10 protein-coding genes and 1 pseudogene are annotated in these 12,544 nt (G+C 27.6%); 1 reads left to right on the forward strand and 10 read right to left on the reverse strand.

What is annotated here, in order from left to right; all coding sequences use genetic code 11:
- The 7 genes and pseudogenes from KGF50_RS17015 to ltaE all read right to left on the reverse strand — a co-directional run.
- A pseudogene (locus KGF50_RS17015) lies at nucleotides 1-637 on the reverse strand (primosomal protein N'); the annotation flags it as partial.
- Between the two features lie 280 nt (nucleotides 638-917).
- Nucleotides 918-2,117, reverse strand: a complete 1,200-nt coding sequence (gene coaBC / locus KGF50_RS17020) for a bifunctional phosphopantothenoylcysteine decarboxylase/phosphopantothenate--cysteine ligase CoaBC (protein WP_227849168.1) — start codon at nucleotides 2,115-2,117, stop codon at nucleotides 918-920.
- Between the two features lie 4 nt (nucleotides 2,118-2,121).
- Entirely contained in the window at nucleotides 2,122-2,388 is a 267-nt protein-coding gene (rpoZ, locus tag KGF50_RS17025) for a DNA-directed RNA polymerase subunit omega (protein ID WP_227849169.1), read from the reverse strand.
- A gap of 2 nt (nucleotides 2,389-2,390) precedes the next feature.
- Entirely contained in the window at nucleotides 2,391-3,008 is a 618-nt protein-coding gene (gene gmk, locus KGF50_RS17030; protein ID WP_227432470.1) for a guanylate kinase, read from the reverse strand.
- Nucleotides 3,009-3,037: 29 nt separating this feature from the next.
- Nucleotides 3,038-3,919 (reverse strand): YicC/YloC family endoribonuclease, encoded by an 882-nt coding sequence (locus tag KGF50_RS17035; protein WP_227849170.1) that lies wholly within the window; start codon nucleotides 3,917-3,919, stop codon nucleotides 3,038-3,040.
- Between the two features lie 3 nt (nucleotides 3,920-3,922).
- Entirely contained in the window at nucleotides 3,923-4,753 is an 831-nt protein-coding gene (gene dapF, locus KGF50_RS17040; protein ID WP_227849171.1) for a diaminopimelate epimerase, read from the reverse strand.
- A gap of 288 nt (nucleotides 4,754-5,041) precedes the next feature.
- Entirely contained in the window at nucleotides 5,042-6,076 is a 1,035-nt protein-coding gene (ltaE, locus tag KGF50_RS17045) for a low-specificity L-threonine aldolase (RefSeq protein ID WP_227849172.1), read from the reverse strand.
- 310 nt (nucleotides 6,077-6,386) lie between these two features.
- On the opposite strand from ltaE, the gene KGF50_RS17050 reads away from it, so the two are divergent.
- On the forward strand, nucleotides 6,387-8,162 hold the full coding sequence (locus tag KGF50_RS17050; RefSeq protein WP_227849173.1) for an NFACT RNA binding domain-containing protein: 1,776 nt from the start codon (nucleotides 6,387-6,389) through the stop codon (nucleotides 8,160-8,162).
- Nucleotides 8,163-8,351: 189 nt separating this feature from the next.
- Here the strand turns inward: KGF50_RS17050 and cplR are convergent, their stop codons facing one another.
- From cplR to pyrR, 3 genes are all read right to left on the reverse strand, one after another.
- On the reverse strand, nucleotides 8,352-10,010 hold the full coding sequence (cplR, locus tag KGF50_RS17055; RefSeq protein ID WP_227849174.1) for an ABC-F type ribosomal protection protein CplR: 1,659 nt from the start codon (nucleotides 10,008-10,010) through the stop codon (nucleotides 8,352-8,354).
- A 292-nt stretch (nucleotides 10,011-10,302) separates the two neighbouring features.
- Nucleotides 10,303-11,511, reverse strand: coding sequence for a solute carrier family 23 protein (locus KGF50_RS17060; protein WP_227849175.1), 1,209 nt, complete (start codon nucleotides 11,509-11,511; stop codon nucleotides 10,303-10,305).
- A 284-nt stretch (nucleotides 11,512-11,795) separates the two neighbouring features.
- Nucleotides 11,796-12,329: a bifunctional pyr operon transcriptional regulator/uracil phosphoribosyltransferase PyrR gene (gene pyrR, locus KGF50_RS17065; protein WP_227849176.1), complete on the reverse strand. Its 534-nt coding sequence runs from the start codon at nucleotides 12,327-12,329 to the stop codon at nucleotides 11,796-11,798.
- Nucleotides 12,330-12,544 lie beyond the last annotated feature (215 nt).

Raw genomic sequence — 12,544 nt, forward strand, 5'->3', positions numbered from 1 at the left:
CTATATAATCATCAATTTTATCATTTTCTAAACTCAAAGATATATAGCATACTTTCTTCTCATTTTTATGATTTTTGTATTCCCAGCATAATTTTATAATTCCATTTTTATTCATTGTATATAGAGAATTATTTAGATTTGGTATATATTTTAACTTATCAACCTTAATTTTTCCTTTACTCTCAACTACTTTTTCTACTATCTCTCTATTTTTATCACTCAGTTTTGATATTTTTTCATCTAATTCAGTCTCACTTAATCCATTTAGCTTTTCACCTAATAAAACTACTTTGTAATTATTTAGTTTATATCCTTTTGGATATATCAAATTTATACACTCTATATAAGTACACAAATATCTATTTTTCATCCAGTAAACCAACTCTAAATCTTCTTCTCTAAATATTGGATTTTCATCTAGTATATCTATGATTTCTTTAGTCTTTATTTTTTCATCTAAATTATCTGTAAGTTGAAATACAAAAGCTTCTGTTGGTTTATTACCTCTTCCAAATGGAACTAATATTCTATGACCAATGCTTATAACTTCCGCTAAGAATACAGGAATTTGATATGTAAATAAATTGTCTGTGTATATAGTATTACTTCTAACTATTACCTTTGCATATTTTTTCATTGTAAAACCCCTACTTAAAATTAATTCTACTGCTCATATTTTAACACATTTTATAATATATCAAAAAATCTCAGCGTATCTAAAAAGTTTCAAGTTATTACTAATATTAGATATATCTTAATAATTAACTATTAATTATATTTTATACTTTATGGCAAAATAAATGCTGAAAACCACAATTTAACTGACATTTGCGAGTTTTTACTCGCTAAAAGTAAATTGCGGCTTTCAGCCACTTTAGCTGTGATAAAATACACAAATATCATATTTAAAAAAGTTCTTATTTCTCAAGTAACACTTTAATCTTATTTAAGATAACATTAGCTACTTCTTCCTTTTTCATTTTAGGGTACTCAGTAATATTTCCTTCTGTATCTATTATTTTTACAATATTAGTATCAGTTCTAAAACCAGCTCCCTCTTTAGTTAAATCATTTGCCACAATAAAATCTAAATTTTTCTTTTCAATTTTTCCTTTGGCATGTTCTATTAGGTCGTTAGTTTCAGCAGCAAATCCAACTAATATCCTATCTTCCTTTATTTTTCCTATTTCATAAGCAATATCATAATTCCTACTTAATTCTATTGATAAATCATCATTATTCTTTTTAATCTTTTTGTCAGAATAAGTTTTTGGCTTATAATCTGCAACTGCTGCACTTTGAATTACTATTTTATTTTCATTTAAATTTGATACTACTGACTCATACAAATCTTGTGCTGATTCTATTTGTACAAATTTTTTAAGGTTTTGTGGGATAGAGAGATTTGTAGGACCTGATATTAATGTTACATCAGCACCTCTAGATATAGCCTCTCTAGCTATAGAATATCCCATTTTACCAGAAGACCTATTAGTTAAATATCTTACTGGGTCTATACTTTCTACAGTTGGTCCAGCTGTAACTATTATACTTTGACCTTTTAAATCTTGTTCTTTTGTAAGATTAGCTAAAACTGCCTCTACTATTACATCTGGATTAGCTAGTTTTCCTGCTCCAATATCTCCACATGCAAGTCTTCCACTTTCTGGTTCTATAAATTTATATCCAAAGTTCTCTAAAGTTTTTATATTTTTTTGCACAATTGGATTTTCATACATATTAGTGTTCATAGCTGGTGCTATTAAAACTTGTGCTTTTGTTGCCATAACAGTAGTTGTTAGCATATCATCAGCTATACCATTTGCAATTTTTCCTATAACATTTGCACTTGCTGGTACTATTAAAAATAAATCTGCTTTTTTTGCTAATGATATATGTTCAACTTCCCAAGATTTTGGTTCTTCAAACATATCCTCTACTACATAATTTTGACTTAGTGATTGAAGTGTAAGTGGTCTAACAAATTCTGTTGCTGATTTTGTCATTATAACATGGATATTTGCATTTAATTTTTTTAATTTACTTACAACATCACAAGCCTTGTATGCAGCTATTCCGCCGCTTATGCCAATTACAACAGTCTTATTTTTTAGCATGACCTTACTCCTCTTCTGAAATTTGTTGGTGTTGCTCAGCGTAGTGTCTAGCTTCTTCTATCTCTATTTCTTCTTCTGTTAATAATCTATATGTTATTTTTCCACTTGCAACTTCTTTAGTAGCTACACATACAGGTTTTTCCTTAGCTTTGTTTGAAACATATGGTTCGTCTCCATCAATTAACTTTCTTGCTCTCTTTGAAACAGTCCCTACTAAGTAATATCTGTTGTCTATTTTTTCTAGTACCTCATTGATAGATGGTTTTAACATAATTATAATTCCTCCTTAAATTTCTCTATTATAATATTTTTATATCTGCTAACTTTATTCTTTTCAGATGATATTATACCTTCTATTTCTTTAGCAGATGTTTTTACATCTTCATTAAATATAAAATAATCATAATCTTTAATCATTTTTATTTCTTCATATGCACAACTAAATCTCTTTTCTATTTCTTCTTCTGTCTCTGTACCTCTTCCAACAATTCTATTTTTTAGTTCTTCAAGTGATGGAGGTAATACAAATATAAATACACCTTCTGGACAAACCTCTTTTATTTGTTTTGCTCCTTGCATTTCAATTTCTAGTAGCACATCCTGTCCTTTTTCTAAACATTCCATTATTGCTGCTTTTGGAGTTCCATAAAAATTATCATAAATTTGAGCATACTCCAAAAACTCACCTTTTCCTATCATATCTTCAAACTTTTCTTTACTTATGAAGAAATAATTTACTCCATCAACTTCTCCTGCTCTTGGTTTTCTTGTAGTAGCTGATACAGAAAGTTTTATTGTATCATTTTCTCTAAGTAGTTCTTTGCAAATAGTACCTTTTCCTGCACCTGATGGACCTGATACAACTAGCAATAATCCTTTTTTTGTAAACATTTAAATATTCCCCTTCTAATATTGTATTCTTACTCTATATTTTGTATTTGTTCTCTTATTTTTTCTAACTCACTTTTCACCTCTACTACTAAATTAGTTATATTTATATCAGATGATTTTGAACCTATTGTATTAGTTTCTCTGTTCATCTCTTGTATTAAGAAATCAATTTTTCTACCTATAGAATCGTCTTTAAATATAGTTTTTTTAAGCTGACCAATATGACTTTTAAATCTAACTATCTCTTCTGTTATACTACTTTTATCTGCGTATATTGCAACTTCTTGTGCTAACCTATTTTCATCTATTATACTTGGGTCTTCTAGCATTTCACTTATTCTTGAATTTAATTTTTCTCTATAGTCTTCTACAACACTACTTGAATGTTTTTCAATTTCTTCTATGTGATTTTTTAATAAATCACATCTCATTGTAATATCTTCAGCTAGTTTTTTACCTTCTTCACTTCTCATTTCTCTCAGTTTTATCATTGCATCTTCTACTGCTTGATTCAACATCGACCATAGTAAATCTTCATCTTCATCTTTTTCTTCTATTTTTATAATATCAGGAAATCTTGCAACATTCATAACACTAATATCATCTATAATATCAAATTTGTTTTTTATTTCTTTTAATATATCTATATATTGAGATGCTAATCCTTCATCAAAATTTAAGTTTACATCTTCTTTGCCTAATAAGTCAAATTTTATGTATAAATCAACTCTTCCTCTTTTCACATAGTTTTTTACTAAATTTCTAACTTTATCCTCTAAAAATGAAATTTTTCTTGGAAGACGTATATTTATATCTGAATATTTATGATTTATTGTTTTACATTCTACTAAAAAATAATAGTTGTCGTCTTTGTATTCTCCTCTTCCAAAACCAGTCATACTTATAGCCATTAATTAAACCTCCAAAACACCTTCACATATTTTTACTGCTGGACCTGTCATATAAGAAAACTCTCCTATATCTATTCGTACTGTTCCACCTTGAGAAGTCACATTTACACTATTTTCTACCATATCAAGTAAATTACATACTATTGCTGATGCAGTCATACCTGTTCCACATCCTAAAGTATATCCACAACCTCTTTCCCAAGTATAGACATGTATATTATACTTATCTTCTACTTTTACAAAATTTACATTCGTTTTTTTAGGAAATATTTTATTATTTTCAATCTCTTTTCCATATTTACAAACTTCATCTACATTTAATTCATCCACTATAACCACAGTGTGAGGAACCCCCATCAACATAGATGTAATCTTAAACTCTTTATCTAAAACTTTTATATTTTCTTGTACAAAACGTTCTTTATCAGTCAACACAGGAATATCTTTAGCTAAAAAACTTCCTTTTCCCATATTAACTTTTATAGTATTTATTTCTCCATTTATAGTGTTTATTTTTATATTTTTTATACCATCTAGTGTATCTACTGTAAAATTGTCTTTTTTAACTATGCCATTATCATAAACAAACTTACAAAAACATCTAAGTCCATTTCCACACATAGCCGCTCTTGAACCATCAGAATTATAATACACCATTTCTACATCTGCAATTTCTGAATTTTTCACAATTAGTAACCCATCCGCTCCTACAGAAAATCTTCTATGGCATACTTTTTTTGCTAAAACAGTATAATTTGATGAATCTATTTGGTCAAATCTTCCATCTATTGCAATAAAATCATTGCCTATTCCATGTAGTTTCCAAAATTTCATAAGTATCGCTCCTTTGTAAATTAACACTTAAACTATTATAACATAAAAAAATTCCCATAAACTTATAATTTATGGGAAAAGTTTTGTAATGACAACTATAATTTGAGGATGTGAGGGAGAGTTGCCATTACAATTAGGGTAATTATATTATGTTTTTAAGCTAGTTCTTTCTATATTTATATAATAATGTTTCTATATGAATTTTATGTATAGTTTATTTAAACTGTATATGAATTTTTTAAATAAAATATTTAACATATGCTATTTAGTTTTTTTGAACATACCTAATTAGCATATACCAATTAATTCTTTAAGTGTTTTTAAAACATAATCTAAATCTTTTCTAGTAATGTCTACATGAGTTACGAATCTATACTCCCCATTTTCCATTTTATTTATTTTTATATTTCTTTCAAAAAACTCTTTTATTAAAATATCTTCTTTTATTACATCTTCACTCATTTTAAAGAATACCATACTCAGGTCTGGATTAGTATTATTTACTTCAATACCTTCAATTTTATCCAACTCACAAGCTAAATATTTTGCATTTTCATGGTCTTCATTTAATCTCAGTGTCATTTTTTCAATAGCAATTATACCAGCTGCTGCAACTATACCAACTTGTCTCATTCCCCCACCCATAACTTTTTGCTTTCTTCTAGCTTTTGCTATAAATTCTTTACTTCCAGCAAGAATAGAACCCATTGGTGCAGCTAAACCTTTTGATACACAGAACATAACACTGTCACAACATTCTGCAATTTCTTTAGCTTCTACACCTAAAGTTAATGCTGCATTAAATAATCTTGCTCCATCTAAATGAACTGGTAAATTGTGTTTTTCAGCTATTTTTTTAATTTCTTTTAAATTGTCAAGACTTACAACAGTTCCACCTGAATATGCATTTTCTACACATATAAGGCCTGTTTGTGGTTCATGTATATCATCTCTCCTAATTGCCTTCTCAACAAGTTCAGGATTAAGAGCTCCACTTTCATCTTCATCTATAGTTCTAAGTTGAACTCCAGCTATTACAGCAGGTGCTCCAACTTCATGAGTCACAATATGATACCCTTTACCAATAATGATTTCTTGACCTCTTAGGCAATGAGTAAACAAAGCTAACTGATTTCCAAAAGTTCCACTTGGAAGGAAAATAGCATCTTCTTTTCCAACTTTGGCTGCTGCTAATTCTTCAAGTTTATTTACAGTAGGGTCATCTCTAAAGATTGAATCTCCAACAGGAGCCTTTGCCATGGCTTCTCTCATTTCATCAGTAGGCATAGTAACAGTATCACTTCTTAAATCAATAAATTTCATTTTTTCAACCTTCTTTCATATTTGTATACTATACAGCTTTAATATTTATTTAGTTTTGTAAAGTTTATATGATTTTATGAGTTATTCTTTACACACTAATTATACTACATTTGTTTTATATTTAAGCAAATTTAAATTATTAATTTGAAAATATAATGCTTATTCTCTTGTAAGTATATCCTGTAAGTATAAATAATTATAAAATTTACACATTAATTCATGTTGTTTAAATTCCCCCTAGTCATAGAGCATATATTATGTGTATAATTAATTTACTGACTTATTTTGGTCAAAGAAAGGGGTGCTATATATGGCATTAGATGGATTAGTTATACATTCAATAGTAGATGAATTATCATCAAAACTTACAGGTGGAAAAATAGATAAGATTCATCAACCTGAAGATGATGAGGTAATTTTTAATATAAGAAACAACAAAGAAAATTTTAGATTGGTTTTAAGTGCAAGTGCTTCAAATCCTAGGGTTTATTTAACAAGCAATTATAAAAAAGAAAATCCCCTAAAGGCTCCTATGTTTTGTATGTTGCTTAGAAAATATATACAAGGTGGAAATATTATAGAAATTTCTCAAATTGGTTTTGAAAGAATAATAAAAATCAGTGTTGAGTCTTTAGATGAATTAAAAGAAAAGACAATCAAAAATATTATAATTGAGATTATGGGAAGACATAGTAATATAATAGTAACTCATAGTGAAGATGATAAAATTATAGATTCTATAAAAAGAGTGCCTTTTAGTATAAGTAGAGTTCGTCAGGTTTTACCTGGTCATAGTTACTCATTGCCACCAAAGCAAGATAAACTTAACCCTCTTGATAATATATCTAAAGATTCATTTATTGGTAATATAAATGAATTTGACGGCCCTATTTTTAAGTCCATATATTCTAAATTTTTAGGTATAAGCCCTACTATCGCCAAAGAAATTTGTTATAGGGCAGATGTAAATCAAAACGCTATTATCAAAGATATATCTAGTCAACAGTTTGATTCTTTATACAAAGAATTTTGTAGTTTATTTAATGATATAAACTCTAATAAATTTTCACCTTGTATTGTTATAGATAAAAAATTAGATAAAGTAGTTGATTTCAGTTGTGTCAATCTTACATTGTTTAATGATTTATCATATATCAATAAGGAAAGTATGTCTAATATACTAGAAGATTTCTACAGAACTAAAGATATTAAAGATAGAATCAATCAACGTTCATCTGACTTAAAGAAAAGCATATCTGTTAAACTGGATAGGCTTTATAACAAACTTAGAAAGCAAGAAGAAGAATTGTTAGAGTCTGAAAATGCAGATATTTATAAAGTAAAGGGTGAACTAATTACATCATATATATATATGGTAGAGAAAGGTATGGAAAGTGTTGAAGTTGCCAATTTTTATGATGAAGATTGTAAAAATGTAACAATAGAATTAAATAAAAACTTGACTCCATCTGAAAATGCTCAAAAATATTTTAAAAAGTATACTAAAATGAAACATGCTAAGGTTGAAATATCTCACCAAATTTCATTGAATAAAGAAGAAATAGATTACTTAGAAAACATAATTTTGAGTATTGAGAACTGTGAAAATTTAGCTGAATTGCAAGATATAAAAGAAGAACTTGGTAAAGTTGGATATATCAAAGCACAAAAGAAAAGTAGTAAAAAAGATACTATGCCTTCTACAAAACCTCATGAATTTATTTCTTCTGATGGATTTAAAATCTTGGTTGGAAAAAACAACAAACAAAATGATTATCTTACATTAAGACTTGCTGATAATGATGACTTATGGATGCATACAAAAAATATTCCAGGTTCTCATGTAATAATAAAGTGTGCTGGTAAAGAAATTACTGATAACACTATATTTGAGGGAGCTATGTTAGCTGCATTTTTTAGCAAATCAAAGCTTTCTTCTCAAGTACCTGTAGATTATACAAAGAAAAAAAATGTAAAGAAACCTAGTGGTTCTAAACCTGGTATGGTTATCTATGAAACTAATAGTACTATTTATGTTACTCCAGAAGAAGAAATGGTAGCTAAACTTAAGATTAAATCTGAATAAAATATAGCTCATCAATACAAAAATTAATTACTGATAGATAATTGTATATTTATCCTATTAACTTAAAGTAGTGGCATTCTTATTATATAAGAATGCCACTTTTAATTTTATTTATTTTTAGCTATTTAATAACTAATATATATATTTAAATCAATTAACTTCTGTTTTTATAAAAAGCTGAAAATCAATTTAATTTTGACAACTGTTTTTTATAGTTCTGATTTTTTTTAGTAATTCATTATATTCTAATTCATAACATTCTTTCTTTACATTGTCTTTTTCTATAGACAACATAGAGATAATACTTGTAAGTCTATTTTCTAATACTAAAAGATTTTCTTTCTTAATCCCTTCTTCTCTACTAGGAGTTTTTTTATTTCTACTAATAATATAATCATTATAATTACAATCAAACTCCTTTATACTCTTATCTTTTATTTCTAAAAAATAGTCACAAATATGAGATATAAATACTCTGTCATGAGACACTATAAGCATAGTTTTATCAGTATTTATCAATGCTTTTTCCAATGCTTCCATAGATTTTATATCCAAATAATTAGTCGGCTCGTCAAGAACTAAAAAATTATTATCTTCTAGTATTATTTTACATAGAGCTACCTTTACTTTTTCGCCTCCACTAAGAACTTTAACTTTTTTATAAACAGTATCACCTTTAAATCCAAATAAATTTAAATTTATTCTTATAAAAAACTCCTTAAATGAACTATTTGCTTTGATATTGTACAAAATACTCTTTTCCTCATCTAATAAATCTTGATTTTGGTCAAAATAACCTGTCTTTACCTTGTTATTTATCTTTATACAATCATTTTTATTACTAAGTATTTCTCTTATTAGAGTACTTTTTCCACATCCATTATCACCTAATAAAGCTATTTTCTTACCTCTTTTTATCTTGAAAGAAATATTATCTAGTAAAAGCTTTTTTCCCACATTTAAACTTAAATCCTTTAATTCCACTAAGTTTTTGCTGATTATTTCCATACCATCCTGTATTTTAATATTCATATCCGCAGAAACTTTAGGTTTATCCTTTACTTCCAATTTCTCAATTCTACTTTTTAATGCTTTTACACTTGAATCTATTTTTTTCTTATTTGTTTGACCACCCATTTTATGTAGTCTAGCTTCTGAATTCCCCATTCGTTTTGGAGTTTTCCTTATGCCATCACTTAAAGCTTTTTTTCCTAAAAGAGCCTTCTCCAATCTTTTTTTCTCACTTACATATTCTTGATATTCAAAGTCACCTCTTTTTATCTCCTCATCCTTTTGTTCTAAATAATCAGAGTAATTACCTTTATAAGCTTTTAATTTACCACTTTCCAACTCCAATATAGTTGTACATAATTCATCCAAAAAACGTCTGTCATGAGATATTAATAATAATGCTCCTTTATGTCTTTTAAACATATTTTCCAAAATATCTATACTCTTTTTATCTAAGTTTGAAGTTGGCTCATCTGCTATTATTATATTTTTCTTATTATTCAGTGCATCTGCTATCTTTAGCTTAACTTTTTCTCCTCCAGATAAATAATCTTCAAATTTATCTGGTGCATTTAATAGACTTTTTTCTTTACTATCATTACATTTTTCAATATTATTTTCACTCTGACTTATATATGAATAGCTCTCTGTAAGATAAATACACCCTTCATCAATTTCTATTTCACCTAATATTACTTTTAATAAAGTTGTTTTTCCCTGACCATTTGAACCAACTAAACCTATTCTCTCATTTTCTAATATTTCAAGTTTATCTATATCCAAAATTAATTTATCAGCATAATATTTTTTTAAATTTTCTACTTTTATTAACATCATAAAAAAATCCCTCCCTGGTATACTTAAATATAAGGAGAGATTTACATAAATAGGCACAATAACTAAACGTATAGACTATAATCTACTCTCCTTAATTTAAGCATCATAAATAAAGCCACCAATTATAGGCTTTTCAAAATTTACAATACTTTAAATTATAAAAAATAGATTATATTCTCATCTTCCCAGTTACCTTACCCTTTCTTTTATTTATTTTTAATCATTATATCAACATTGATTGCCAATGTCTATAGAAAATTGATTATTTAAAATAATAACACTTAATTAATTATTATTTTTCAACTTTAAAATCTTGATTATTTAATATTCTATTTAACACAATACCGACAATTGCAGCCAAACTAAGACCAGTTATCTTTACAGTACTTGTTATAGGAATTCCTATAGAAATCCCTTTATTAGATAAGTAAGTTGTTCCAAGACCTATCAATAATATAACTGCTATTATCAATATATTTACTTTACTTTCTACACAAGAGCTATCTCTTATAGTTTTTAATCCAACATAAGTTATCATTGAAAATAACATTATACTAATTCCACCCATAACTGAACCTGGTATACTTTGAAGAAATCCTCCAAACTTCCCTACACATGCAAGCAATATAGCAAATACTGCTGTACGTCTAAGTATTGAAGGGTCATAGTTTTTAGTTATCGCAAGTACTGCTGTATTTTCTCCATAAGTTGTGTTCGCTGGTCCACCTAAGCATCCTGCTACTATAGTTGCAAATCCATCACCAAGTAACGTTCTGTTTAATCCTGGATTCTCTATAAAGTTTTTTCCTACTACAGCACCATTAGTAGTCATATCTCCTATATGCTCCATAAATACAGCTAAAACAACTGGAGATATAATCACAATTGCTCCTAAACTAAACTTAGGAATTGTAAAGTTAGGTATAGCAAGTAAACTTGCTTCTGTTATCGTAGTTACATCTACCATACCTAGTGCCAAACATATTATATATCCAGAAAAAACAGCTATTAATATACCTAATTGTTTTATAAATCCTCTACCAAACTTATTAGTCAAAATTGCTATTGCTAAGGTCATAAATGCTATTATAAAATTAGCTGAAGCCATATTAAAAGCTGTTGGCAATAAATTTAAACCTATAACTGCTATCATAGCTCCTGTAACTTGTGCTGGAAAATATAACTTAATTTTATCTACTCCAACTATTTTTACTATAATTGACATTATAATATAAATTAATCCTGCTACTATTATACCACCCTGAGCATATGCTAAATCTCCTCCATAAGCTTCTTTAGCTGCTAGTATAACAGGAATAAAAGCAAAACTTGAACCTAAAAATGCAGGTACTTTTCCTTCTGTACAAAAATGAAATATAAGTGTACCAACACCAGCACAAAAAATTGCAACTGATGGGTTAAAGCCTGTTAAAATGGGAACTAGTACTGTCGCTCCAAACATGGCCAATAAATGTTGTAAAGACATTATCGTTTTTTTCATAAAAACCTCCAAAAATTATTATATATGAATAAATCCTTTGTTCAATTAATATCTTTTAATTAATTATAATTCCCTAGATTCTATTTTTTAATCTCTATATACTTACTATGCAAACTATCATTTTTTTACATTTTACGACATTGAAAGCCCAAATAAAGGAGAATAGAGACTACATTAATATACACATTAATAAACTCGTATTATTTATTTTGTGCAATATATGTAAGCTTTATCCTCCTCCATGACTATACAATGCTGAGCTTTTATATAATATTAAAAAATAACTATTCTTTGATTGTAACTGAATCTTCTCCATCAATTTCTAATAAACTAACAGATATAATTTCATGTCTTGAAGTAGGGACATTTTTTCCTACATAATCTGCTCTTATAGGCAATTCTCTATGTCCTCTGTCCACTAATACTGCTAATTGTATTGATTTAGGTCTTCCTATATCAATAATAGCGTCAAGTGCTGCTCTTACAGTTCTTCCTGTATATAACACATCATCAACTAAAACTACTGTTTTATCATCCACATTAAAGTCTAGATATGTTCCCTTGACTACTGGTTCAACATTAATTTTTTCTAAGTCATCTCTATAAAGTGTTATATCGATATCTCCAGTGTCTACTTTTGTTCCTTCTATTTGTTCTATTCTTTTAGAGATTCTATTTGCAATTGGTACACCTCTAGTCTTTATTCCAACTAAGACTAGGTTTTCTACACCTTTATTTCTTTCAATTATCTCATGACTTATTCTAGTAATTGCTCTTGCTATAGCCTTTTCATCCATTAATTGAGCTTTTTCTACCATATCATAACTATTGTCAAAAAAATATACTCTCTTTTATTTTGACAAATCTACTCCTCTCTCTTAAATTTTTATAACACCACTTTATTAAAATTTTCAATTTAAACAACAAAAAACTTCTCATCACAAGACAAGAAGCTTTTATATAAAAAAATATATAGTCTAATTCAGCAATTGTCTTACGATATCTCTGTATCGTTTAAAGATAATTTTTATAC

Origin of the sequence: Clostridioides sp. ZZV15-6598 (genome assembly GCF_020657705.1) — a bacterium.
Classification (GTDB): Bacteria; Bacillota; Clostridia; order Peptostreptococcales; family Peptostreptococcaceae; genus Clostridioides; species Clostridioides difficile_F.